The sequence below is a fragment of the Delftia sp. HK171 genome (assembly GCF_001886655.1).
Lineage (GTDB): Bacteria > Pseudomonadota > Gammaproteobacteria > Burkholderiales > Burkholderiaceae_C > Comamonas > Comamonas acidovorans.
Map to the genome: position 1 here is coordinate 2,427,182 of NZ_CP018101.1, position 24,375 is coordinate 2,451,556.

Annotated in this window: 25 protein-coding genes; 14 read left to right on the plus strand and 11 right to left on the minus strand. The window is 67.2% G+C overall.

Annotated features, from left to right (window positions below):
* The first annotated feature begins 3 nt into the window (after nt 1-3).
* The 5 genes from BO996_RS10995 to BO996_RS11015 all read left to right on the plus strand — a co-directional run bounded on the left by BO996_RS10995 (nt 4) and on the right by BO996_RS11015 (nt 4,077).
* On the plus strand, nt 4-432 hold the full coding sequence (locus BO996_RS10995) for a DUF1641 domain-containing protein (protein WP_071954741.1): 429 nt from the start codon (nt 4-6) through the stop codon (nt 430-432).
* Nucleotides 433-616: 184 nt separating this feature from the next.
* Nucleotides 617-1,528: an O-acetylserine/cysteine exporter gene (locus BO996_RS11000; protein WP_012204260.1), complete on the plus strand. Its 912-nt coding sequence runs from the start codon at nt 617-619 to the stop codon at nt 1,526-1,528.
* Nucleotides 1,529-1,772: 244 nt separating this feature from the next.
* Entirely contained in the window at nt 1,773-2,099 is a 327-nt protein-coding gene (locus BO996_RS11005; protein WP_012204261.1) for a DUF3649 domain-containing protein, read from the plus strand.
* A complete protein-coding gene (locus BO996_RS11010; protein ID WP_071954742.1) occupies nt 2,096-3,748 on the plus strand; it encodes a PepSY-associated TM helix domain-containing protein in 1,653 nt (550 codons plus the stop codon). The genes BO996_RS11005 and BO996_RS11010 overlap by 4 nt, the downstream gene beginning before the upstream one ends.
* Nucleotides 3,745-4,077 (plus strand): DUF3325 domain-containing protein, encoded by a 333-nt coding sequence (locus BO996_RS11015; protein ID WP_071954743.1) that lies wholly within the window; start codon nt 3,745-3,747, stop codon nt 4,075-4,077. The genes BO996_RS11010 and BO996_RS11015 overlap by 4 nt, the downstream gene beginning before the upstream one ends.
* 1 nt (nt 4,078) lies before the next feature.
* Here the strand turns inward: BO996_RS11015 and hpaI are convergent, their stop codons facing one another.
* From hpaI to BO996_RS11035, 4 genes are read right to left on the minus strand one after another with little or no spacing between them, the layout of a single operon-like run.
* Complete coding sequence (hpaI, locus tag BO996_RS11020) at nt 4,079-4,885, minus strand: 4-hydroxy-2-oxoheptanedioate aldolase (protein ID WP_071954744.1); 807 nt, start codon at nt 4,883-4,885, stop codon at nt 4,079-4,081.
* A 30-nt stretch (nt 4,886-4,915) separates the two neighbouring features.
* The gene (locus tag BO996_RS11025; RefSeq protein ID WP_071954745.1) at nt 4,916-6,403 is read right to left on the minus strand and encodes an NAD-dependent succinate-semialdehyde dehydrogenase; all 1,488 of its coding nucleotides are present in this window, start codon (nt 6,401-6,403) and stop codon (nt 4,916-4,918) included.
* A gap of 34 nt (nt 6,404-6,437) precedes the next feature.
* Nucleotides 6,438-7,967: a UxaA family hydrolase gene (locus BO996_RS11030; protein WP_034398286.1), complete on the minus strand. Its 1,530-nt coding sequence runs from the start codon at nt 7,965-7,967 to the stop codon at nt 6,438-6,440.
* 33 nt (nt 7,968-8,000) lie between these two features.
* A complete protein-coding gene (locus BO996_RS11035; protein ID WP_071954746.1) occupies nt 8,001-8,996 on the minus strand; it encodes a Bug family tripartite tricarboxylate transporter substrate binding protein in 996 nt (331 codons plus the stop codon).
* Nucleotides 8,997-9,133: 137 nt separating this feature from the next.
* Between BO996_RS11035 and BO996_RS11040 the strand changes: the two genes are divergently transcribed.
* Genes BO996_RS11040 through BO996_RS28960 form a run of 5 tightly spaced genes read left to right on the plus strand, consistent with a single transcriptional unit; the run spans nt 9,134 to nt 11,737 of the window.
* Entirely contained in the window at nt 9,134-10,105 is a 972-nt protein-coding gene (locus tag BO996_RS11040) for a LysR substrate-binding domain-containing protein (RefSeq protein WP_071954747.1), read from the plus strand.
* A gap of 12 nt (nt 10,106-10,117) precedes the next feature.
* On the plus strand, nt 10,118-10,432 hold the full coding sequence (locus BO996_RS28950) for a hypothetical protein (protein WP_156897932.1): 315 nt from the start codon (nt 10,118-10,120) through the stop codon (nt 10,430-10,432).
* Between the two features lie 8 nt (nt 10,433-10,440).
* Nucleotides 10,441-10,839, plus strand: a complete 399-nt coding sequence (locus BO996_RS11045; RefSeq protein WP_156897933.1) for a hypothetical protein — start codon at nt 10,441-10,443, stop codon at nt 10,837-10,839.
* Nucleotides 10,840-10,857: 18 nt separating this feature from the next.
* A complete protein-coding gene (locus BO996_RS28955) occupies nt 10,858-11,265 on the plus strand; it encodes a hypothetical protein (protein ID WP_156897934.1) in 408 nt (135 codons plus the stop codon).
* 4 nt (nt 11,266-11,269) lie between these two features.
* Entirely contained in the window at nt 11,270-11,737 is a 468-nt protein-coding gene (locus BO996_RS28960; RefSeq protein WP_156897935.1) for a hypothetical protein, read from the plus strand.
* Nucleotides 11,738-11,913: 176 nt separating this feature from the next.
* On the opposite strand, the gene BO996_RS11055 is transcribed toward BO996_RS28960, so the two are convergent.
* The 4 genes from BO996_RS11055 to BO996_RS11070 are packed head-to-tail and all read right to left on the minus strand — an operon-like array spanning nt 11,914 to nt 15,554.
* Nucleotides 11,914-12,234 carry a 2Fe-2S iron-sulfur cluster-binding protein gene (locus BO996_RS11055; RefSeq protein WP_071954750.1) on the minus strand — a complete coding sequence of 107 codons (321 nt, stop codon included), beginning with the start codon at nt 12,232-12,234 and terminating at the stop codon, nt 11,914-11,916.
* Entirely contained in the window at nt 12,231-13,466 is a 1,236-nt protein-coding gene (locus BO996_RS11060) for an NAD(P)/FAD-dependent oxidoreductase (protein WP_071954751.1), read from the minus strand. Before BO996_RS11060 ends, BO996_RS11055 begins: the two co-directional genes overlap by 4 nt.
* Entirely contained in the window at nt 13,463-14,515 is a 1,053-nt protein-coding gene (locus BO996_RS11065) for a xylose isomerase (protein ID WP_071954752.1), read from the minus strand. Before BO996_RS11065 ends, BO996_RS11060 begins: the two co-directional genes overlap by 4 nt.
* A 10-nt stretch (nt 14,516-14,525) precedes the next feature.
* A complete protein-coding gene (locus BO996_RS11070; RefSeq protein WP_071954753.1) occupies nt 14,526-15,554 on the minus strand; it encodes an aromatic ring-hydroxylating dioxygenase subunit alpha in 1,029 nt (342 codons plus the stop codon).
* A 116-nt stretch (nt 15,555-15,670) separates the two neighbouring features.
* Here BO996_RS11070 and BO996_RS11075 point away from each other — a divergent pair, with 116 nt between their 5' ends.
* Nucleotides 15,671-16,459 (plus strand): TetR/AcrR family transcriptional regulator, encoded by a 789-nt coding sequence (locus BO996_RS11075; protein WP_071954754.1) that lies wholly within the window; start codon nt 15,671-15,673, stop codon nt 16,457-16,459.
* Here the strand turns inward: BO996_RS11075 and BO996_RS11080 are convergent.
* Entirely contained in the window at nt 16,450-17,529 is a 1,080-nt protein-coding gene (locus tag BO996_RS11080; RefSeq protein ID WP_071954755.1) for a porin, read from the minus strand. The two genes, BO996_RS11075 and BO996_RS11080, sit on opposite strands and share 10 nt — an antisense overlap.
* 342 nt (nt 17,530-17,871) lie before the next feature.
* Here BO996_RS11080 and BO996_RS11085 point away from each other — a divergent pair, with 342 nt between their 5' ends.
* On the plus strand, nt 17,872-19,206 hold the full coding sequence (locus BO996_RS11085) for an MFS transporter (RefSeq protein WP_442856956.1): 1,335 nt from the start codon (nt 17,872-17,874) through the stop codon (nt 19,204-19,206).
* 19 nt (nt 19,207-19,225) lie between these two features.
* Here BO996_RS11085 and gorA read toward each other — a convergent pair whose 3' ends face one another.
* Both gorA and BO996_RS11095 read right to left on the minus strand, forming a co-directional pair.
* Nucleotides 19,226-20,575 carry a glutathione-disulfide reductase gene (gene gorA, locus BO996_RS11090; protein ID WP_071954757.1) on the minus strand — a complete coding sequence of 450 codons (1,350 nt, stop codon included), beginning with the start codon at nt 20,573-20,575 and terminating at the stop codon, nt 19,226-19,228.
* Between the two features lie 112 nt (nt 20,576-20,687).
* The gene (locus tag BO996_RS11095; protein WP_071954758.1) at nt 20,688-22,274 is read right to left on the minus strand and encodes an alkaline phosphatase D family protein; all 1,587 of its coding nucleotides are present in this window, start codon (nt 22,272-22,274) and stop codon (nt 20,688-20,690) included.
* 167 nt (nt 22,275-22,441) lie between these two features.
* On the opposite strand from BO996_RS11095, the gene BO996_RS11100 reads away from it, so the two are divergent.
* Both BO996_RS11100 and BO996_RS11105 read left to right on the plus strand, forming a co-directional pair.
* Nucleotides 22,442-23,686 (plus strand): helix-turn-helix domain-containing protein, encoded by a 1,245-nt coding sequence (locus tag BO996_RS11100; RefSeq protein WP_071957073.1) that lies wholly within the window; start codon nt 22,442-22,444, stop codon nt 23,684-23,686.
* A gap of 32 nt (nt 23,687-23,718) precedes the next feature.
* A complete protein-coding gene (locus BO996_RS11105) occupies nt 23,719-24,375 on the plus strand; it encodes a Vgb family protein (RefSeq protein WP_071954759.1) in 657 nt (218 codons plus the stop codon).

The window sequence follows — 24,375 nt, forward strand, 5'->3', positions numbered from 1 at the left end:
GAGATGAACATCGCTTCCGACATTCCCGTGGCGCAGCCCGCCGCTGGCGGCCTGCTGCAGGACGACGCCGCGCTGCAGGGGCTGGCCGAGCTGATGGGCAAGCTGGAGCCGCTACTGGCGGGCCGGCGCCTGAACCGCGTGGTTGATCTGCTGTCGGCCACGGCGGACCTGGTGGACATGGCAGACGACTACATGGTCGAGAAGGTCGCCAAGGCCTTCGAGGATGGCGTGGGCGGGGCCTGGGCCGCGGTCAATGCCGCACGCATGGCGGCGGCCCAGGTGCAGGCCATGGAGGAAACGCCCACCCTGATCGGCCTGATGCGCATGGCACGCGAGCCCGATGTGCGGCGCGGCCTGGCCTTCATCCTGGCCATGGCCGGCGCGCTGGGGCGCCAGCATGCCCACGATCCCATCGACTACGCGGCGGACTGAAACGCAGGGCCGAGCCACAGCCGCCCGGCAGCGCACGGGCTGCGGTGGTACAAACGCCGGGGGCGGATGTGATCCGCCCCTTTTCTTTTTGCCCATTGCCCGCCATGCCTTCTTCCTGTTCCTTGCCGGTGCTGCCGGCCGCTGTTCCTGACCATTGCAGGCCCCGCTGCACCGAGGGCAGGGCATGACCGCGCAGCACCTGAGCCGTGGCGACTGGGCGCGTGCGCTGCTGGTCATCCTGATCTGGGGCACCAACTTCGTGGCCATGAAGTTCGGCCTGTTGACGCTGTCGCCCATGCTGCTGAGCGCGCTGCGCTTCGTGGTGGCGTCGCTGCCCTTTTTGCTGTTCGTGCGCCCGCCCAAGTCGGTGGGCTGGCGCTATCTGGCCGCCTATGGGCTGGTGCAGGGCGTGGGCCAGTTCGGCATGCTGTTCCTGGGCCTGAAGCTGGGCATGCCGGCCGGCATGGCCTCGGTGGTGCTGCAGACGCAGGCCTTCGTCACGCTGCTGCTGGCCGCCTTCCTGCTGGGCGAGCCCGCGCGCCTGTGGCATTGGCTGGGCCTGGTGGTGTCGCTGGGCGGGCTGGTTGCCATTGGCAGCGCCCATGGCGAAGGCGACAACGCCATGACGCTGGCCGGCTTTTTGCTGACCGTGGGCGCAGCCTGCATGTGGGCCGTGTCCAACATGATCACGCGCTATGCGGCGCGCAGCGGCCCCTACGAGCCCTTCCCCTTCATCGTCTGGAGCAGCATCTTTCCCATTGCGCCGCTGATGGCCCTGGCCGTCTGGACCGATGGCGCGGATACGGTCGTGCAGCAACTGGCGGGGATCGACCTGACCGCCGTGGCCTCCATCCTGTACCTGGCGCTGCTGGCCACGCTGCTGGGCTACGGCCTGTGGACGCGCCTGCTGCAGCGCTATGCGGCCGGCACGGTGGCGCCGCTGTCGCTGATGGTGCCCGTGGTGGGCCTGGTCTCGGCCATGCTGCTGCTGGGCGAGCGGCCTACCCTGATGCAGTGGATGGGCACGCTGGCCGTGCTGGCGGGCATGGTGATCAACCAGTTCGGCGGGCGCTGGCTGGCGGGGCGGGCGCGATAGGGGAAAAGGCGCCAGGGAGATGGCCGGGGCCGGTGGCAGCAGGCCGGCTTTGCATTTCTTTAAATGACTCGGGTAATAAAAATCATTATCATTCCCGCTCTTTGACAGGCGGCGTGCTCCAGGCGCGCGGCCAGCCCCCGGCGCCGCACAGACCTTGAACTGTTGTGGCGCCTTTGTCCGTCCGGGCCTGCGCTGCGGCCGCGGCGTCCATGACGGGCAACGATCCGCAAGAAAGGTCATCCCCATGCAAGCCTCGACCCCGGGAGGGTCCTCTCCATCCTTGCTGCGTTACCGCGTGGCCGTGGCCTCGCGCGCTTTGGCGGCGATCGGCGGCGGCTATCTGCTGTCGGCCGCCTGCGCCGCCACGGGCGCGCGCGCCATGGTCTGGCTGGGCGTGGAACGGGCCGATGCGGCGCTGGGCTCGACGCTGCTGGCCTTCATCATCTACGCCGTGGCGGCCATGTGGGCCTTTGGCTGCGCCAGCGCCTGGCGCGCCTGGGCCGTGATCGGCCTGCCGGGCGCGGGCCTGGGACTTCTGGCCTGGATGCTGTCGAACGGAGCCGCCGCATGAGGGCAGACGGCAAACCCGAGGGACTGCGCCAGTCCATGTCCTGGCTGCACACCTGGAGCGGCCTGCTGCTGGGCTGGCTGCTCTACGCGGTGTTCTTCACGGGCACCCTGAGCTATTTCCGCGACGAGATCAACGACTGGATGCGGCCCGAGCTGCACGGCTCGGTGCAGGACGCCGACACCGCGCAGCGCGCACTGAACGCCATGCAGCGCATCGCGCCGGAGGCCACGACCTGGACGCTGGGCCTGCCCGGCCCGCGCCAGGTGGCGGTGGCCGCATCCTGGCGCGAGCCCGGCGCCGCCGCGGGCCGCGCAGGCACCAAGCGCGCCGAGATCGACGCCGCCACGGGCGAGAAGCTGGAGCCGCGCGAGACACGCGCCGGCAACTTCTTCTACCGCTTCCACTTCGAGCTGCACGCCATGCCGCGCATCTGGGGCCGCTGGATCGTGGGCTTCGCCACCATGCTGATGTTCGTGGCCATCATCACGGGCGTGATCACGCACAAGAAGATCTTCACGGACTTCTTCACCTTCCGCCCGCGCAAGGGCCAGCGCTCCTGGCTGGATGCGCACAACGCCACGGCCGTGCTGGCATTGCCGTTTCACATCGTCATCACCTTCAGCGGCCTGGTGCTGCTGATGTTCATGCTCATGCCCTGGGGCATACAGGCGGCCTACAACGGCGACACCAATGCCTACTTCGCCGATGTGCGGGGTGCGCGCGGGCAGGCGGCCAACCAGGGCCCGGGCGCGCGCGGTGGCAAGCAAGAGCGCCAGGCCGCCGCGCTGGCCGATATCGCGCCCATGATGGCCGAGGGCGCGCGCCGCTGGCCCGAGCACGGCGTGGGCAGCATCACGGTCAACGCGCCCGGCACCTCGCGCGCGGTGGTCGAACTGCGCGAAGGCGGCGGCATGAGCCTCATCAACCGGGGCCAGTCCGAGACGCTGCGCTTCGACGGCGTGACCGGCCAGTTGCAGGCCAGCCCCGAGGCGCCCGCCATCTCCTGGGTGCGCGCCACCAGCAACGTGATCACCGGCGTGCACCTGGGCCGCTTTGCAGAGCCCGCCACGCGCTGGCTGCTGCTGCTCAGCGGCGTGGTCGGCACCTTCATGGCCGCGTCGGGCATGGTGCTGTGGGTGGTCAAGCGCATGCCCGAGCGCCGCAAGCTGGGCCGCACGCCCTTCAGCCACCGTCTGGTGGAGGTGCTCAACGTGGGCTCCATCGCGGGCCTGTCGGTGGCCGTGGCCGGCTTCTTCTGGCTCAACCGCCTGCTGCCCGTGCCCATGCAGGGGCGCAGTGATTGGGAAATCAACGGCTTCTTCATCATCTGGCTGCTGTGCCTGCTGCATCCGCTGCTGGTCTCGCACCGCAATGCCTGGCTGCAGCAGATGGCGCTGGCCGCCGTGCTGTACGCGCTGCTGCCCCTGCTCAACCTGCTGACGGGCGGCGCATCGCTGGTGCAGACCCTGGCCAACGGGCAGTGGAGCATCGCCAGTTTCGAGCTGCTGATGCTGGGCCTGGCCGCCATCCACGGCGTGGTGGCCTGGTGGCTGCTGCGCGGCAAGCCGGCAGCCGCTGCAGTGTCTGCAGCCGCCCGCACGCAAGCCCGTGCCGCCAGCCATGCCCCCACGCTGGAGCGCGCGTCATGATGATTCTTGCCGCCTTTTTTCTGGCCTTTGCAGGCTTTGCCGTCATCGCCGCTTCCATGGACCGGCACCAGGACCAGCTGGGCACCGAAGGCCTGGCACCCGCACGCCTGAAGGCCTGGCGGCTGGCTGGCTACGCGCTGCTGGCCGTGTCGCTGGCGCCTTGCCTGCTGCGCTGGAATGCCTCGGTGGCCGTGGCCGCCTGGCTGGGCCTGCTGACCTTTGCGGCCCTGGCCCTGGGCCTGCTGCTGACCTATGCACCGCAGTTCGCGCGGCGTGTGGCCGCCGCTGCAGCGGCGGCGGGGCTGCTGGCCTGGCTGGTGGCTGGCTGATTCAATAGGCGGCAGCTGCCTGCTGTGCAGGCGCGGCCACCAGCGAATCCCCGAACTGCCCCCGCAGCCTGCGCGCCGCATTCGCAAACAGCAGCACATCCACGCCCACGGCCACGAAGCTGCAGCCCAGATCCAGGTAGCGTCGGGCCAGGGCGGGGTCCGAGGTCAGGGTGCCGGCCGCCTTGCCGCTGGCGATGATGGTCTTCATCGCGGCTTCGATGGCGGCCTGCACTTCGGGGTGGCCCGGGTTGCCGCGGTGGCCCATGGAGGCGGCCAGGTCGGCGGGGCCGATGAAGACGCCGTGCACGCCGTCCACCGCGCAGATGGCCGCCAGGTTCTGCAGGGCGGTCACGGTCTCGGCCTGGACCAGCAGGCAGACCTCGTCGTCGGCCACCTGCAGGTAGTCGGCGCGTGCGCTCCACTGCGATGCGCGGCCCACGGCGCTGCCCACGCCGCGCACGCCCAGCGGCGGGTAGCGCGTGGCGGACACCACGGCGCGCGCCTGTTCGGCCGTGTCCACCATGGGCACGAGCAAGGTGGTGGCGCCTATGTCCAGCATCTGCTTGATCAGGGCCGTGCTGCCTTCGACCACACGCACCACGGCCTGGGCCGGGTGCGGGGCCACGGCCTGTAGCGCGGCCAGGGTGCTGCGCACGTCGTTGGGCGCGTGCTCGCCGTCGATCAGCAGCCAGTCGTAGCCGCAGGTGGCGGCCGCCTCGGCCAGGTAGGGGTCGGCCATGGACAGCCACAGGCCGATGCGGGGCTGGCCTGCGGCCAGGGCGGTCTTGAAGGGGTTATGGGCTGGCATGGTGTCCGGTGATTTCGTTGAGTGAAAGATTCAGTCCAGCAGGCCCTGGCAGACGTACTTGGTGTGCAGGTAGTCGTCCAGGCCGTGGGTGGAGCCCTCGCGGCCGTAGCCGGATTCCTTGACGCCGCCGAAGGGCGCTGCCTCGGCGGCCAGTGCGCCTTCGTTGATGCCGACGATGCCGGTCTCCAACGCATCGGCCATGCGCCAGATGCGGCGTGCGTCGTTGCTGTAGAAGTAGGCGGCCAGGCCGAAGGGCGTGTCGTTGGCGGCGGCGATGACCTCGTCCTCGCTGTCGAAGACGGTGAGCGGCGCCACGGGGCCGAAGGTTTCCTCGCAGGCGCAGGCCATGGAGGCATCGGCGCCCGTGAGCACGGTGGGCGCGTAGTAGTTGGCGCCCAGGGCATCCAGGCGCCTGCCGCCCGTGAGCACCCTGGCGCCGCGCGCCACGGCGTCCTGCACATGGCGCTCTATCTTTTCCACGGCGCGCGCATTGATCATGGGGCCGATCTGCGAGGCCGGGTCGCTGGCCGGGCCCACGTGCAGCGCGGCCACGCGCGCGGCCAGCTTCTGTGCGAACGTGTCGTGCACGCTGCGGTGCACGAAGACGCGGTTGGGGCAGACGCAGGTCTGGCCGCCATTGCGGAACTTGGCGGCCATGAAGCCATCGACGGCGGCATCGATGTCGGCGTCCTCGAAGACGATGAAGGGCGCATTGCCGCCCAGCTCCAGCGAGAGCTTCTTGAGCGTGTCGGCGCTGCGCCGCGCCAGGTGCTTGCCCACGGGCGTGGAGCCCGTGAAGGTGATCTTGCGCACGCGCGCGTCGTCCAGCCAGACATCCACCACCTCGGGCGTCTTCTCGCGCGAGGCCGTGACGATGTTGAGTACGCCCGCAGGCACGCCCGCCTCCTGGGCCAGCAGCACCAGGGCCAGCGAGGTCAGCGGCGTGTCTTCCGCGGGCTTGCAGACCACGGTGCAGCCGGCGGCCAGCGCGGGCGCGATCTTGCGGGCGATCATGGCGGCCGGAAAGTTCCAGGGCGTGATGGCAGCCACCACGCCCACGGGCTCGCGCAGCGCAAACATGCGCCGGCCCGGCACGGGCGCGGGAATGATCTCGCCGTTCATGCGCGTGGCCTCTTCGGCGAACCATTCGATGTAGCTGGCCGCGTAGGCGACCTCGCCCTTGCCCTCAGCCAGGGGCTTGCCCTGCTCGCGGCTGATGAGGCGGCCCAGGTCGTCCTGGTGGGCCAGCACCAGGTCGTTCCAGCGCTTGATGATGGCGGCGCGCTGTTTGGCAGGCGTCCTGCGCCAGGCGGGGAAGGCGGCATGCGCGGCGTCCAGCGCGGCGCGAGCCTCGGCGGCGCCGGAGTCGGGCACCTCGGTGATCAGTTCGCCCGTGGCGGGGTCGGTCACGGCCAGGTGCAGGGCGGGTGCGGCGGGCGTGGCCGTCGCGGTCGTCCATTGGCCGGCGATGAAGTTGGCGCTGCGCAGCAGCTCGGGGCGGGTCAGGGTCAGTGGCATGGGATCGTTGGATGCAAGGGTTGGAGGGGGCGGCTCAGCTCACGATGCCCAGGTGCCAGGGCACGAACTCATGGTCGCCCAGGCCCAGGGCCTCGCTCTTGGTGGGCTCGCCGCTGGCGTGGCGCAGGATCTGCGCGAAGATGCGCTGCCCCATCTCGGGCACGCCGCATTCGCCGTCCACGATCAGGCCGCAGTTGATGTCCATGTCCTCTTCCAGACGGCGGTACATGGGCGTGTTGCTGGCCAGCTTGATGGTGGGCGCGGGCTTGCTGCCGAACATGGAGCCGCGCCCGGTGGTGAAGCAGATCAGGTGCGCGCCGCTGGCAATCTGGCCCGTGGAGGCCACGGGGTCGTAGCCCGGCGAATCCATGAACACAAAGCCCGGCTCGGTGATGGGCTCGGCGTATTCGTAGACGGCGCGCAGCGGCGTGGTGCCGCCCTTCATGGCCGATCCCAGCGATTTCTCGAAGATGTTGGCCAGGCCGCCGGCCTGGTTGCCGTGGCCGACCACGCCGTTGAACTGCGCGTTCTGGCCGGCCGCGTAGCGCTCCCACCAGGCCAGGCGGTCCAGCAGCTTCTGCCCCACGGCAGGCGTGATGGCGCGGCGCGTGAGCATGAATTCCACGCCATGGATCTCGGGCGTTTCCGACAGGATGGCCGTGCCGCCGTGGCGCACCAGGATGTCCATGGCCGCGCCCAGGGCCGGGTTGGCCGTGATGCCCGAAAACCCGTCCGAGCCGCCGCACTCCAGCCCGATCTTCAGGTGGCTGGCGCTGACCGTGCTGCGCCGCGCGGCGTCGGCTTCGGGCAGCATCTCTTCGATGGCGCGGATGCCGGCCTCTATGGTCACGCGCGTGCCGCCCACTTCCTGCATCACCAGCGTCCGCATCAGCCGGCCTTCGCTCAGGCCCTGCGACTCTACCAGGGCATCGACCTGGTTGCGCTCGCAGCCCAGGCCCACGATGAGCACGCCGGCCAGGTTCGGGTGGCGTGCATAGCCGGCCAGCGTGCGGCGCAGCACGTCGAAATGCTCGCTGGGCGAGGACATGCCGCAGCCGCTGGTCTGGGCGAAGGCCACCACGCCGTCCACGTTGGGGAAGGCCGCCATGCGCTCGGCCGTGAAATGCGCGGCAATGCGCTTGATCACCGTGGCCGAGCAGTTCACCGACGACAGGATGCCGATGAAATTGCGCGTGCCCACGCCGCCGCCGGCGCGCACAAAGCCCTGGAAGCTGGCGCGCTGCGCCTCGGGCACATAGTCCACGGGCCGCACGTCGGCGCCGAAGGCCGGGTCGCGGTAGTAGTCCACGATGCGCAGGTTGTGGCTGTGCACATAGTCGCCGGCCTCCAGCTCGCGCATGGCCACGCCGATCACGGTGTCGTACTTCTTCACCTGCTCGCCCTCTGCGATGCGGCGCGCGGCGATCTTGTGGCCCGCAGGCACCTGGGCGCGGGCGCGCACGCCCAGTTCGGGAATCTCCTGGCCCAGCGACAGAGCGGTCTTGGCGACCAGCACGTTGTCGTTGGGATGCAGGTGCAGCAGGGGGCTATCGGTGCGGGACATGCGGGGCTTTCATCGGTGTGGGTTCGCGGGCTGTCAGCCCTTCATCAATTCGCGCAGCTTGAGCTTGTCGATCAAAACGGTCTCTTTTTGATAGACCGTGTTCACGTATTTCTCGTAGTCCGGGCCGTCCAGGTAGAGCAGCGGCGCATCCAGCTTCTCGGCCACGGACTTGAACTCGGGGCTGGCCACGGCGGCGCGGAAGGCCTCGCGCAGCCTGGCCGCCACGGCCGGGTCCAGGCCACGCGGCGCGCCAATGCCGTTGGGCGCATCGACCACCACGTCGTAGCCGCATTCGCGCAGCGTGGGCACGTCCTTGAAGCGCGCCGTGCGCTGCTCGCCCCAGGTGGCCAGCAAGCGCAGCTTGCCGGCCTCCACATGGGGAGCCCAGGAGCTGGAGTCGGCCAGCGCATCCACGTGGCCGCCCAGCACGCCCTGCAGTGCCTCGGCGCCGCCCTTGTAGGGCACATGGTTGAGCTGTATGCCGGCCACGCCCGCAAATTCCTCCATGCCCACATGCGTGGCACCGCCCACGCCTGCATGGGCATAGGTCACCTGGCCAGGCCGGGCCTTGGCGGCGGCCACGAAGTCCTTGAGCGTCTTGAACGGCGAATTGGCGGGCACGGCAATGCCGAAGGTCTGGCCCGAGGTGCGCGCGATGTAGGTGTAGTCCTTGCGCGGATCGGCCTGCAGGCTGCCCAGCTGCGAAAAGCGCGTGACCGAGATGGGAACCTGGCCGATGGTGTAGCCGTCCGCCCTGGCCGAGGCCAGCGCCTTGGCGCCGATCATTCCCGACGCGCCCGCACGGTTCTCCACCGCGATCGGCTGGCCCAGCAGCTTGCCGGCCACCGTGCACAGCGCGCGCATGGACTGGTCGGCCGTGCCGCCCGCAGGCCAGGGGCAGATGAAGGTGATGGGGCGTTCGGGCCAGTTCTGGGCGAAGAGGGGGCCGGTGGCGGCCAGTGCGCTGGCGCCGAGCGTGGCGAGCACGAATTCGCGCCGGCTTGCATGGCGTGTGCGTGGGGTGTTCATCGCTTGTCTCCTGTATTGGCTTTTTGCAGCCCTGTGATCCGGGCCTTGGGCTGACTGGCGCGATTGTTCAGCGCCTGATCATGACAATCCAATGAAAAGATAGACTGGCTTCATAACCTCAAAGCTATGAAGACCCTATGAGCAAGATAGACCGCGTGCTGCGCTCCAACCTCAAGCTGCGCCACCTGCAGCTGCTGGTGGCGCTGGACCAGTTCCGCCACCTGGGCCGCGCCGCCGAGTTCCTGGCCGTGACCCAGCCCGCCGTCTCCAAGACCCTGGCCGAGATAGAGCGCATGCTGGACATGACGCTGTTCGAGCGCTCCACGCGAGGCACCGAGCCCACGGCGGCCGGCGTCAGCATGGTGCGCTTTGCGCGCTCGGTGCTGGCGGGCTTCGAACGCACGCGCGATGAAATGGCGGCCGAGGCCAGCGGCACACGCGGGCGCACCAGCGTGGGCGCCATGGTCGTGGCCACGCCCGTGCTGCTGGCCCGGGCCGTCGAGCAGTTGAAGGCGCGATCGGCCCAGACCACGGTGCTGGTCGAGGAGGGCGATCTCACGCGGCTGCTGCCCAAGCTGCGCATGGGCGAGCTGGACCTGTTCGTGGGCCGGCTGGAACCCGGCTACGCCTCGCCCGACCTGGAAACCGAAGCCCTGTACGACGAGCCCATGGTCGCCGTCGTGCGCCCCGGCCATGCGTTGCTGGCGCAGCCTGCGAGCTGGCAGGCGCTGGCCGACATGCCCTGCGTCATGCCCCCGCCCTGGGCATCGCTGCGCGTGAAGCTGGAGCAGCAGTTCTTCGCCCACGGCCTGCATCCGCCCGCCGACCTGGTGGAGTCCGCCTCATTCCTGTCGCAGATCAGCTTCCTGCACCAGCGCGGCGCCGTGGCCTTCATGGCGCGCGGCGTGGCCGAGCATTTCGCGCAGCAGGGGCTGGTCGCCGTGCTGGACCTGCCCGTGCCCATCGACCTGCCGCCCGTGGGCCTGATCACCCTGCGCGGCCAGCCGATGACGGCGACGACGCGGTTGCTGGTGGAGTGTTTGCGGGGAGTGGTGGGCAAGTCGTTGGCCACAGCACGCCACGGCGAGCAATTGCAACATGGCAGATAAGGAAACGCAGCAATGTCTGAAGATAATCCATGGCCCAGCGGCGAATCAAAGCCGGTCATCCTGTTGTCTGATGGGCCTTCGGAGCTGTCCAGAAAGCACGGACTGCATTTTGTGAGAGATGTTGACGATCTGGATGTCTGCCATTATTGCTATGCCTTGGATAAGGATGTTGGTACCATCCTCTTTCATTTCTACGTGAATTCGCCAGCCAAAGGCACAGCGATCTATGTGGACAGAGGTGTTGAGACGGTTTTTGCCATCAACAAGCTGATGGCGAATTTTTCCATTCACCCATCTGAGGTGAAGTGGGTTCAATCGGACATGTAGATGCGCCCATGAAGAACATGCTTGTAGTATCGAAAACCTGCGATGCGGGTGGAATTCAATCCAGTCCGCTTCCGCATGGCTGTTTCGTTGTGACGGGGAAGGGTAAGGACCCCGGATTCAATCTTGCAATAACGAGGTTGCTGGAGATCGGGTGTGAATTCTTTGCGACATGGGGAGACTACTCTGGCGCGGAAGAGATCATTGATGACTTGATTCTGGACACCGGCGATATGGATGCTGTCACTATCTCCCTGAGCGAGAGCTTGGAGGATGCCGTTGAATTCTTCGCTCATGGGGCATTTCCCGGTCTCAATTGCGTGAGGTTTGTATTGCTGATTTGCCAAGATGCACCAGAGAGTCTGATGTTGAAAGCGATATCTCTGTTTGAAAAGGAGTTGAATCTGTAGGAATGTCTTGGGTTTCTGTTGGCTGAAGATGATTTAAGAATCCATCTGGATGAGATTCAATTCATGATCTGGAATAATTTTCTTGTAGACGGCGTTCATGAGGCTGCAGCACTGATCGGTTATCTTGCGAGTTCCTTGGAACTTTCTCCTGGTGATGTTTGTGCAATAGATTCAGTCGAGCAGATCGTGGAGCAAAAGGCAAAAATTGTTTTGCTGATTGAAGATTCTCATGAATTCCAAGGGATGAAAATGGTCACTGTATATCTTGAAGAGGATGTTGTGGTGGAGAATTCAATCTTTGCTTTTATGGCAAGGAATTTCAAGATTGATATTTATTTGCCTGACGAAGATTCCGGATATTATCGTGATCTTGTTTTGCTGGATAAAACGGGTGGAATGAAGAAAGTCACCCTTCAGGGGATTTGACTCAATGAGTACAATTATCCAGGATATTTCTAAACAGGTTCTGGTGAAATATGGTTCATTGCGTGAACCCAATTACTTTAAATTATCTGCTCCATCCTGTGATGCCAGTGCGCTGAAAGAATCGATTGAGCATATCGCTGAGGCACAAGACTATTCAGATGTGAACGATGATGTGTGCTATCGCCTTGACATCAATGGCAGTATTGGTTGTTATGAGATTTTTATTTCCTGGGTCGGAAATTATGTGGTCATCCTGGAAAATTCTGATAAATCTGGCAGGCAGGTGATTTCAGGGGCAGGGTGCGATCATTTGTTGAATCAAATAATTGAAAAGATAGTATCGGCTGGATTTGTCATTCTGGAAAAGAGTGTTCTTTTGATGAATATGGATTTCACGCTGATAAATTCAGACGATGATTTTGCTCCGGTATACAAGGTGCTATTTACCGACCACGATCTCAGGTTCTCTTGAGATATTTGATTACCCAATGTAGTGGGCTGAGATAGCCCTTCGCCCTCTCGATTCCAGGCAATGGCTTGCGGTGCCGCTTGACGCGTTCCGGAACCCACGGCCTTGCGTTAGGTGACATGGGTGGTGCGCGATTGCAGGGCGGGCTGCCCGGGGTTGCATCCCCATCGGCACAGCCCTCAGCTCTGCGCCACCGGCATGCCCACCACCAGCCCGTCGAGCTGCGGCGAGACCGTGATCTGGCAGGCCAGCCGCGAGTCTCCGCGCACGTCGAGGGCGAAGTCCAGCATCTCCCTTTCGCCGCCCTGGGCCGGGCCCACGCGGTCCAGCCACTCCGGTTGTATGTAGACATGGCAGGTGGCGCAGGCACAGGCGCCACCGCATTCGGCATCGATGCCCGGCACGCCGTTGGAGACGGCGGCGCGCATGAGGCTCTGGCCGTCGGTGGCCTGCACCACGTGCTTGCGGCCGCTGTGTTCTATGAAGGTGATGGTGGTCATGGCGTGGGTGGGGCTTTTGGGGGGAGGGGCGGGAAACCGGGGTCGGCGCAGTGCGTGGCGGCGATGGCCTTGCGCGCTGCCATGAATTCGCCCGGTGAGTTCACGCATTCGGCGGCGCACAGCTGGCCACCGCGCAGGTGCAGGACGGCGAACCTGCCGCTGGCCGGGTCGCCGCGCAGCACGGTCTGGTCGCCATGGCCGGGCAGGCCGGCGATCTGCAGCTTGGTGTCGTACTGATCTGACCAGAACCAGGGCGCTTCATGGGCGGGCAGTGCGCGGCCCGTGATGGAGCAGGCTGCGCGCCGGGCCTGTTCGAGCGCGCTGGGCACGCTTTCGAGCCGGTGCAGCCCGGGGTAGCCGGCCAGGGGGCGGCGCGTGGCATCGCCTATGGCGTAGATGCCGGCCATGGCGGTACGGCCTTCGCCGTCCACGGCAATGCCGCCCGCGCAGTCCAGGCCGAGGGACTGTGCCAGCTCCACGCTGGGCGCTGCGCCCACGCCGATGAGCACGGCATCGCACTCCAGGCGGGAGCCATCGGCCATCCTCAGGCCCGTGATGCCGGTGGGGCTGTCGCCCTGGATGGCGGTGACCGAAGCGTTGAAATGCACCTCCACGCCCTGGCCTGCATGCAGGCCGTGCAGATTTGCGGCCATCTGGGGCGAGGCGCTGCGCGACAGCAGCCTGCCTTCGCGCTCGATGACCCGGACCTGCACCCCCAGCTTGCGGGCCGTGGACGCGACTTCGAGACCCACATAGCCGCCGCCGATGATGGCCAGGCAACGGGCGGTCTGCAGGTGGCCCCGCAGCGCCTGCGCGTCTTCCATGGTGCGCAGGTAGGTCACGCCGGGCCGCTCACCCCCGGGCAGGGCCAGCCAGCGCGGTGCGGCGCCTGTGGCAATGACCAGTTGGTCGTAGTGCAGTGCCGACCCGTCGTTCAGCGCTACCTGCCGCGAGCCCGGCTCTATGGCCATGGCGCGCACGCCCAGGCGCAGGGCAATGGCCTGGTCGGCATAGGCGCTGGCGGGCCGCAGCAGCAGATCGTCCGGGCCCATGGGCTGCTGCAGCCAGGCCTTGGACAGCGGCGGGCGCTGGTAGGGCGGCAGGTCTTCGCCGCCGACCAGGGTGATGGGGCCCGGGTGGCCGTACTGGCGCAGCAGGGCGGCCAGGGTGCCGCCGGCATGCCCGGCGCCGATGATGACGGCGTGGCCTTGGGCGTGTTGTGCGGGGGTCATGATGCACCTTTGCACGAGGCCTGGACTGCGGGGCGGGCGCAGATCTCGTCCCAGGCTTGCCGCATGAAGCGTGCGGCCGCCACGTTCTGCGCCAGCAGGTCATAGCGTGCGCCCAGGCCGTAGTCGGGCAGGTTGATGAATTCGGTGGTGAGGTGGCGCAGCGGGCTGTGCGGGTGCGCGTGGTGGTAGGCCAGCACCTTGCGGATGGCCTCTTTGGAGGGCTCCAGCAGATAGGCGTGCCAGGGCGAATGCCATTCGCCGGGGCCGGGCCGCAGCATGGGGTACTGGATGCCCCGGCCCGGGCTGCCGTCCTCGTTGCGGTGCCACAGGTTCAGAGGCTGGTTGGGGCCGGCTGCGCGCAGCTGGGCCCAGCGCACGATGCCCATGTCCAGCCATTGTTCGCACAGCGAGCCGGGCTCGAAGGGGTCCAGCACCAGTTCGCCGCTCTCGACCAGTTCGCGCACGCCCGACAGTTTCTGCTCGGCCGGGTTGCCGATCTTGAAGTTCACATGGCTGTAGTCCAGCGTGAAGTGGAAGGGCACGCCATGCGCCTGCACGCGCCGGGCCACCTCGCGTACGCGCAGGAAGTCCTCGGTCCACATGTTGACGTGCAGCTCGAAGCTGGGCTCCACGCCCAGAGACATGGCGTCGTCGTAGACGCGCAGGTAGTGGTCGGTGATCTCGGCATCGTCCAGCACATGGCCGTCGCGGTGGTGCTTGAAGGTCATGATGTTGTGGCAGCGCGCGCCTATGGCCTGGCAGATGCGCAGGTTGTGGGCCAGCAGGGCCTCGTCCTCGCCCAGGCGGTAGAACCAGCTGGCCGTGTGCACGGGCAGGTTGAACTCGGCGATGGCGGCCTCGTACTCGGCCATTTGCGTGCGCAGAGGCAGGCGGTCGAAGCAGTCGAAGGCGCCGGTTTCACTGACCAGGCGGAACTGCTCGCGTATGGGCAGCTCCTGAAGGCCGATGGGCTGGTGGCGCGAGGAGCGCTGCACGCCACGGCCGTTGCAGCCGATGGGCGGGAGGGTGGGGTGGGTATCGTCGTGCATAGCCCGCTCCTCAGCCGCCCGTGGGTGCGCCCTCGATCATGCGGTCCACCATGCGGCGCATGCGCCGGGGGGCTGCATCGATGGCGATCTTGATGGTCTTGCGCGTGGCAAAGCGCTTTTCGTTGCGCTCTATGGCTTCGAGGATGGCCTTGTCCTCGGCGAAGGCGACGCGGAAGTCGGCGGAGAGGGCCGCATTGGTGTCGGCATCGGCCGTGAAGTTCTTGACGTGCAGCCAGTGGTCGATGGAGGTGTTCCGGTCCACGGGCGTCATGAAGTGGCAGGCATAGATCTGCATGCAGTTGTCGCGCCGGCCCTCGGGTGCGCCCGTGCCCGTGGCGGCACTGCCGAAGTCGATGATGGCGATGCTGGGCGCGTGGTAGTGGTAGTAATGCCAGCGGTCCACGTTGCCGCTGAAATTGCCGTACTTGGCGAACAGCGGAATGGCCGGCGCATCGATGATCCAGCGCCAGGTGACGATGCGGCCGTCCAGCTCCTCGTGGTGCACGGGGATGTCCTCGCTGGCCGCGTTGCCCAGCGTGCTCAGGTGCACGAAGCTCACATGGGCGGGGTCGCAGAGGTTGTCGGCCAGGTTCAGGTAGTTGGCCTCTATGCGCAGCGCATCGCCTTCGACGGCGCTCCACGCCGGGTCGTGGTACTGGGGCAGGTCGAACACCGGCACGCTGTCGGCGCGCGAGGGATCGCCCATCCAGATCCAGACCAGGCCCATGTTCTCCTTGACCGGATAGGTGGTCACCACGGCGTTGCCCGGGATCATGTCCTGGCCCGGCACGCGCGTGCAGCGGCCGCTGCAGTCGAAGGTCAGGCCGTGGTAGCCGCATTCGATGGCATCGCCCTTGAGCTTGCCCATGGACAGCGGCAGCAGGCGGTGGGGGCAGGCGTCCTCCATGGCCACGACGGCGCCGGCCTCGGTGCGGTAGAGCACCACGTCGCGTTCGACGATGCGGTGCGCCGACAGCTGGCGGCCCACGTTGCGCGACCAGGTCAGCGGGTACCAGGTATCGAGTACATAGGTTTGCATGGGGGCTCTCCTTGTTGAGTGTTCGCTCAATTTTGTTTGAGTGAACACTCAATTTCAATATGGCGTTTTTCCCTAGAATGGCCGACGCAACGCCCCCTTCACCTGACGCCGTGCCCATGACCACTGATCCCGAGGAAGTTCCCGCCACCCCGAAGCGCAAGGCTGCGCCCGCCAGGAAAGCCGCTGCGAAGTCGACCCCTTCCAAGGCCCCTTCCAAGGCCCCTGCCAAGGCGTCTGCGGGGCGCAAGCGGACTGCCAAGACCGGCAAGACGACCAAGGAGGCCATCTTGCTGGCGGCCGAGATCGAGTTCGCCAGAAGTGGCTACGACGGCGCCAGCGTGCAGCGCATCGGCAAGCAGGCCAAGTGCTACGAGAGCCTTCTCTACTACCACTACGGCAGCAAGGACAAGCTGTTCGCCGCCGTGCTGGAGAACGCCTACCGCAAGCTGGTGGAGGCCGAGGCGAAGCTGCTGGTGGACTTCGACGATCCGCGCGCTGCGCTGGAGGCCGTGGTGCGCTTCATGTGGCGCTACTACCAGGAGCACCCGGAGCTGATCTTCCTGCTCAACACCGAAAACCTGCTCAAGGGCAAGCACCTGAAGAAGGCCTCGGGCATACGCGACTTCTTTCCCAACGCCATCACGCTGCTGCGCAAGGCCGTGGAATCGGGAATGGCTCAGGGCCTGTTCCGTCCCGATGTGCACATCGACGATCTCTACATCACGGTCATGGGACTGGGCTACTTCTACCTCTCCAATCGCCACACGCTGAGCGCCTTCTTCGACAAGGAGCTGCTGCAGCAGGCCGAGCTGCAGCGCTGGGGCGACCACATGGTGGAGACGGTGTTGCGCGTGGTGCAGCAGCCACCGGCCCAGCCCCAGCCCCAGCCCAGGGCTCAGAAATAGTGGCGCAGGCCCAGGCCCCAGGTCTGGCCGCTGCCGGCGCCCGTGCCCGTGATGCGGTCGTGCAGGCTGTTGAGGTAGATGTCCGTGCGCTTGGACAGGGGGTAGTCATAGCCCACGGCCCAGGTGTTGCGCCTGGCGTCTTCGGCGCCCGAGGTGCGCGCATGGCCATATGAGGCCAGCACGGCGCCCGGGCCTGCGGGAATGGACAGGCCGAACTGGCCGCTGTTCCTGCGGCGGTCCGCGCCGGCCACGGTGTCGGCCAGCCGCTGGTATTGGGTGAACAGCTTGACCATGCCCAGATCGTAGGAGCCGCCCAGCAGCCAGGCGCTCTGGCGGTCAAAGCCGGTGGCGGTAGCGGTGGTGGCGACATTGGGATAGGCCACGCTCTGGTAGGCGAGGGCGGCGGCGAATGCGCCGCCCGCATAGCTGAGGCTGGCGCCGTGCTTGTCCGCATCGCGGCGCTGGGATGCGGGCGTGCCGGCAGGCGGCTCGAACGAATACTGCAGCCGTGCCGTGAATCCGCCCCAGGACGGGCTGGTGTAGAGCAGGCTGTCGCTCCAGCCCGAGTCGCCCCGCAGCGGCGCGGCGGCCGTGCCGTTGGGCCCGAAGCTGTGCAGCACCGCGGGTGAGAACGAAAAGGACCCTGCATACGGGTTGAAGGCGATGGTGGCCAGCCAGTAGGGCGTGGTGTTGCGCCCCAGTTGCAGCGTGCCCCAGCCGCTGCTCAGGCCCACATAGGCGCTGCGCGCAAAGAAGGCGTCATTGGCAAAACGCCCTTCGGCGCCGCTGTCCGCGCGGTAGAAGGCCTCCAGTGCAAACACGGCCTTCAATCCAGAACCCAGGTCCTCCGTTCCGCGCAAGGCCCAGAAATTCGTCTGCATGCCGCCTGGCGCGAGCACGCCCGTGCCCTTGTCCGCGCCCAGCGGGCGCGAGAACCCCGCGAAGGCATCGATCTGACCCTGCAGCGTGACCTGCGCGCCCGCCGGCAGCGGTGCGATGGCATGGAGCAGGGCAAGTGCCGGGGCGGCCAGGGCAATGGCGTGTCCTGTCCTTGAATGCAGTCTGGACATGGGGTGTCTCCTTGGTTCTGATCACGGATTTCATTCCGCGGGTTCGGGGTTTTGAAGCGTATGCACTTGAATTGAGTCGGGTTCACTACAAAGGAACACCAAGGCATTGCGTGAGTTGATGCCCCTTGTTTCCTTTGCGTACAGGGATTTTTGTGCCAATTAATGGATGATGACTATCGGGAAACTACTTGATTTGTTTTTGACTATCGTGCGTAGCATTGAGCGTAGGCACTTGAAATTTCCACTGCAGACAGATGTTTCCGCCGGATCCGGCTGCAGTGCGCCAACGCGGCGACGCAGGGCCATGAACGGTGGCAATGGTCAACACAGCAAGGAGCTGAAATGTCAGTTCACAGCAATGCAGGCATTGGCGGTATGCAGGGGCAGGGGGTCCATTTGCGGGAGCAGGAGAAGGAGCGGCGGCAGCTGTACGGGCGCGTGACGTGGCGGCTCGTGCCCTTCTTCTGCCTGTGCTACCTGGCCGCCTATCTGGACCGCATCAACGTGGGGCTGGCGAAGCTGCAGATGCAGCAGGACCTGGGCTTCAGCGAGACGGTCTACGGCCTGGGTGCGGGCCTGTTCTTCGTGGGCTACATCCTCTTCGAGGTGCCCAGCAACCTGGTGCTGGCGCGCATGGGCGCGCGGCTGTGGATCGCGCGGATCATGATCACCTGGGGCCTGATCTCGGGCGCGACCATGTTCGTGAGCACGCCCATGCAGTTCTATGTGCTGCGCTTTCTGCTGGGTGTGGCCGAAGCGGGGTTCTTTCCCGGCGTCATGCTGTACCTGACCTACTGGTATCCCACGCGCATGCGCAGCAAGATCATGGCGCTGTTCCTGATCGGCCTGCCGCTGGCCAGCCTGGTCGGGGCGCCGCTGTCGGGCTGGATCATGACGGCCTTTGCCGGCGTGCGTGGCCATGCGGGCTGGCAGTGGCTGTTCTTCCTGGAGGCGATTCCCTCGGTGGTGCTGGGCCTGCTGGTCTTCGTCTTCCTGCCCAACAGCATCGAGTCGGCCAAATGGCTGTCGCCGCGCGACAAGGGCGTGCTGCGCGCCAACCTCGACAGCGACAGGCTGGCCGAGTCCCACCATTCGCTGTGGGCGGCGCTGTCCAGCGGCCGGGTCTGGCTGCTGGGCCTGATCGACCTGAGCCTGATGATGTCCACCTATGCCATCAGCTTCTGGCTGCCCACCATCATCCGCGAGGCCGGGGTCAGGAGCACGGCCGAGATCGGCCTGCTCACGGCCGTTCCCAATGCCTTTGCCATCGCTGCGCTGCTGCTCAACGGCATCAGCTCCGACCGGCGCCGCGAGCGGCGCTGGCACATCGTGCTGCCGGCACTGGCGGGCGCGGCCGCCATGGCGCTGAGCACGCTGTACACCGGCCATGTGTTCGCCACCGTGCTGCTGTTCTCTCTGGCGACGGCGGGCATCATGGCCGCCTTTCCCGTGTTCTGGTGCTTGCCCGCCACGTTCCTGACGGGGCCGGCGGCGGCCGCAGGCATTGCGCTGATCGCCTCCATTGCCAACCTGGGAGGCTTTGCGGCCACCTATTTGCTGGGCTGGCTCAAGGATCTCACGCACTCGTCGAGCGCAGGCCTGCTGCTGTTCGCCGCTTGCCTGGTGGCCGGCAGCCTCTTGACGCTGGCCCTGCCCAAGGCCGTGGTCAACCGCTGAGGTCAGGCTGTGCGCCTGTTCAGCGCATGGTCACGAACTCCTCGGCCGCCGTGGGGTGGATGGCCACGGTGTCGTCGAAGTCGCGCTTGGTGGCACCCATCTTGAGCGCCACTGCAAAGCCCTGCAGCATCTCGTCCATCCCCAGGCCTATGCCGTGTATGCCCACGATGCGTTCCTCGGGGCCCACGCAGACCAGCTTCATGCGCGCGGGCTGGCGGTGGCGCGTGACCGCCGTGTACATGGCGGTGAAGGCCGATTGGTAGACCTTGACCTGATCGTCGCCAAAGCGCTCGCGTGCCTGCGGCTCGGTCAGGCCCACGGTGCCGATGGGTGGGTGGCTGAAGACCACGGTGGGTACGTTGTCGTAGTCCAGGTGCTCGCCCGTCTTGCCGTTGAACAGGCGCTCGGACAGCCGCCGGCCTGCGGCCACGGCCACGGGCGTGAGTTCGATGCGGCCCGTGATGTCGCCCACGGCGTGGATGCCGGGCACATTGGTGTCCTGGAACTTGTCCACCGCGATGTGGCCGCTGTCCTGCAGCGCCACGCCCGCGGCCTCCAGGTTCAGGCCCGAGGTGTCGGGCCTGCGGCCCACGGCCCAGACCACGCAGTCCACGGTGTGGCTGCTGCCGTCCTGCAGTTGCAGATCAAGGCTGCCGTCTGCGTTGCGGACCACGGCCTTCGGGGTGGCCTGGCGGTGCACGGCGGGGCCTTCGGCCTCCATGATCTCCATCAGGGTCTGGCTCAGCAGCGGATCGAACCCGCGCAGTGCCGAGTTCTGGCGCAGGAACAGATGGGTCTGCGAGCCCAGCGCGTGCAGCACGCCGGCAATCTCCACGGCGATATAGCCGGCACCCACCACGGCCGTGCGCGCAGGCAGGGCCTTGAGGGCGAAGAAGCCGTCGGAGTCGATGCCCAGCTCGGCGCCCGGAATGTCGGGCCGTGCCGGGCGCGTGCCCGTGGCAATGAGGATGTGATCGGCACTGAGCCGCTGGCCGCCCACCTCCACGGTGCGTGCATCCACGAAGCGGCCAAAGCCCTGGATCAGCTCGACCTTGTTGCGCGCCAGGCCGCTTTCATACGAGGCATGGATGCGGTCGATGTAGGCGCTGCGGCTGTCCAGCAGGCGCTGCCAGTCCAGGCGGTTGACGGTGGCATCCCAGCCGTAGTCGGGGCCGTAGCGGTGCATGGCTTCGCCGATCTGGGCCGCATGCCACATGACCTTCTTGGGCACGCAGCCCACGTTGACGCAGGTGCCGCCGATCTCGCCGGCTTCGATCAGCGCGCAGTGGCGCCCGTGCATGGCGGCGCGGTTGGCCGATGCAATGCCGCCGCTGCCGCCGCCGATGACGATGTAGTCGTAGTGCTTCATGGAGATTCCGTGCTGTGTCTGAGCGGCCCGAATGCCGCAGCCGGCCATCTTGCCCTGTTCGCCGGCCAGGGGCCTGCGGCGGGGGCAATGCCGTGATCTCCAGGCGGCAGGCTCAGCTGCGCTGCGGCTCCAGCGTCTTCGTGTACAGCGCCTTGCCGTCCAGGTCCTTGAGCACCACGGTCAGCGCCTGGCTGCGGTGGTCTATGTCGAGCTGGCCGAAGAACTGGAAGCCTTCGCTGGGCGCGGAGTTGGCGTGGCCCGCGCTTTTCTGGAACACGACTTCGCCGCCAAAGGTCTTGTCCATCTCGTTGGGGCCGAAGCCGCCCGCATTCAGCGGACCGGAGACGAATTCCCAGAACGGGTCGAAGTCCTGGAAGCTGGCGCGCTCGGGGCTGAAATGGTGGGCCGCCGTGTAGTGCACGTCGGCCGTGAGCCAGACCACGTTGTGGATGCCCGCGTCCTTGATGCCCTTGAGCAGGCGCGCCATCTCCAGCTCGCGGCCCCGGGGTGCGCCATGCTCGCCATTGGCCACGGCCTCCCATTGGGCGCGGCCCTCGGCATCCTTGCCATCGGGCACGAAGAGGCTGATGGGCATGTCGCTGGCGATCAGCTTCCAGGTGGCGCGGCTGCGCTTGAGGCCGTCCAGCAGCCACTGCACCTGGGGGCGGCCCAGCATGTCGGTGTCCGGGCCTTCGGCCGCCTGCAGGTTGTGGCTGTTGGGGCCGCGGTGGCTGCGCATGTCGATCACGAAGATGTCGGCCAGCGGGCCCTGGGGCAGGCGGCGGTACAGGCGCTGGTGCATGGCCGCGCCGAAGGGACGCATGGGCGCGTATTCCATGAAGGCGCGCTGGCCGCGCGCCGCCAGCAGCTGCACGTTCTTTTCGGTGTAGCGCGCGTCGTTGGCCACGCTCTTGCTGTCCGAGTAGTTGTTGGTGACCTCGTGGTCGTCCCACTGCCAGATCTGGGCGACCTCGCTGCCCAGGGCGCGCACGTTGGCGTCCATGAGGTTGTAGCGGTGGCGGCCCCGGAATTCGTCCAGCGTCTCGGCCACCTTGGCGACCTCGGGCGTGACCAGGTTCTTCCACAGCGTGCCGTCGCGCAGCTTCATCTGCGCGGCGATGGGGCCGTCGGCATAGATGGTGTCGCCGCTGTGCAGGAACACGTCGGGGTCGGTCCTGCGCATGGCCTCGTAGATGCGCATGCCGCCAAAGGCCTCGTTGATGCCGAAGCCCTGGCCTGCGGTGTCGCCGCTCCACACCAGGCGCAGCGGCCGCGTGGCGGGCATGCCCGCCGCCAGCGGCGTGCGAAAGTGCCCCTGCACGGCGGGCGAGCGCACATTGGCGCTGGCAAAGTCCTCCAGCACCACGCGGTAGAAGATGTCCTGGCCCGCAGGCAGGCCCTGCAGGTCGATGCGGCCCGTGCCGTCGCTGCTGTCCATCAGCAGATCAGGCCCGCGCACGCGCGTGGGGTTGGCAAAGCCGGAGGTGGTGGACCATTCGATCCACATGCGCGCATCGCGGCTGGCGCGCGCCCAGACGATGGCGCGGTCAGCCAGCACATCGCCGCTTTGCAGGCCCGAGGGCAGCAGCGGCCGCGCCGCGTCGCGCGTGATGGCGGCGGGGGCCACCTGGGCCTGGAGGATGGAGGGCAGCAGCGAGCCGCCAGCGGCGGACAGCAGAAGATGGCGGCGGAGCATCATGGCGGGGGAGTGGGCGTGGAAAAGCGTTTGGAAGAGCGTTTGGCAGAGCGTTTTGCAGGGGGCTTGGCGACCCAGCCTAGCGCCCACCGATGACCGGGCCGTGACCGTGCGTTGGCCCGGGATGAATTGCAGGCACAGCCGTGCCGCACACGATGGATGGGATGGGCATGGATTCTCTGATCACGGCGGCGGCCCGTGCGCTCGCGGTTGGCGACCCCCTTGGTGCGCTGAACCGGGTGGCGCTGCGCGACGATGCGCCCGCGCTGGCACTGCGTGGCATCGCCATGGCGCAGCTGGGCGATCTGGTGCGGGCCAGGGCCTTGCTGCGCAGCGCTGCGCGCGCCTTCGGCACCCATGAGGCCGTGGCCCGCGCCCGCTGCGTAGTGGCCGAGGCCGAGATTGCACTGGCCCTGCGCGAGCTGGCATGGCCGGCCCGCAGGTTGGTTGCGGCGCGGGCGGTGCTGCAGGCGCATGGCGATCCTGTGAACGCCGCGCATGCTGGCTATCTGGAAATACGCCGGTGCCTGCTGCTGGGCCGGCTGGGCGAGGCCGAGGGTCTGCTGGGCGGACTGCGGCCCGCGCTGCTGCCTGCCGCCTTGCAGGCGTTCCATGCCCTGGCCCTGGCGGGTATCGCCATGCGCCGATTGGACATCCGTGCGGCGCACAGTGCGCTGGCCGATGCCGCGCAGGCGGCCGGCGCCGCCGGCATTGCAGCACTGGCCGCCGAGGTGGGGCAGGCCGCCCAGGCCCTGCACGCGCCTGCTGCAGTGCTGCTGGAGCGGGAGCCGGCCGGACCGCAGGCTCAGAAGCTGCTGTCGCTGGATGAGGCCGGGACCCTGCTGGCCTCGGGCGCGCTGGTGGTGGATGCCTGCCGCCATGCGGTGCGCGCCGGAGCGGTGGCGGTCTCGCTGGCGGGGCGCCCGGTGCTGTTTGCGCTGGCGCGCGCGCTGGGCGAGGCCTGGCCCGGCGATGTCTCACGCGAGGCGCTGGTGGCGCAGGTATTTCGCGCCCGGCAGGCCGATGATTCGTACCGTGCGCGTCTGCGTGTCGAGATCGGCCGCCTGCGCCGCCTGCTGCGGCCGCTGGCCGAAGTTCACGCCACGCCCCTGGGATTTGTGCTGGCGCCCCGGCAGGCACGGGTGGCCGTGCTGGCACGGCCCGTGGAAGGTGCGCCGGGCGTGCTGTGCGGGCCGGTGCTGGCGCTGCTCTCCGATGGCGAGGCCTGGGCCAGTTCGGCGCTGGCCCTGGCACTGGGCGCGAGCCAGCGCAGCGTCCAGAGGACCCTGGAGGCGCTGGAGCGCGACGCGCTGGCGCAGCCCGTGGGCCGGGGGCGCGCCCGCCGCTGGGTGGCCCGGCCTGCGCCGGGATTCACGACGACTTTGTTACTCCCCGCTGTGCTGCCGGCTGGCTAGCATGGGCCGACCAACGCAACCAGGAGTTCCGCATGAAGACAGAAGCTGCAGAAATCATCCGCGAGTACGGTCCCTTTCCCGGCATCGATTGCGTGCACGGGGTGTCCTACGACGGCAGCCAGGTCTGGTTCGCCACCGGCACCCAATTGCAGGCGCTGGACCCCGACAGCGGCCGGATCGTGCGCAGCATCCCTGTGCCGGGCGATGCCGGCACGGCCTTCGATGGCCGGCATCTGTTCCAGATCGCCAATGACCGTATCCAGAAGATCGACCTGTCCACCGGCCACGTGCTGGCCACCATTCCTGCACCCGGGGGCGGTGGTGATGCCGGCGATTCGGGAATGGCCTGGGCCGAAGGCTCGCTGTGGGTGGGCCAGTACCACGGCCGCAAGATCCATCAGATCGATCCCGACACCGGGGCGGTGCTGCGCACCCTGCAGTCCAACCGCTTCGTCACCGGCGTCTCCTGGGTGGACGGCCAGTTGTGGCACGGCACCTGGGAAGAGGGCCAGAGCGATCTGCGGCGCCTGGACCCGGACAGCGGTGCCGTGCTGCAGCGACTGGAGATGCCGGCGGGCACCGGCGTGTCGGGGCTGGAATCCGACGGCGGCGACCGCTTCTTCTGCGGCGGCGGAGAAAGCGGCCGCATCAGGGCCGTGCGCCGGCCCCGGCAGGCGCAGCAGCCCTGA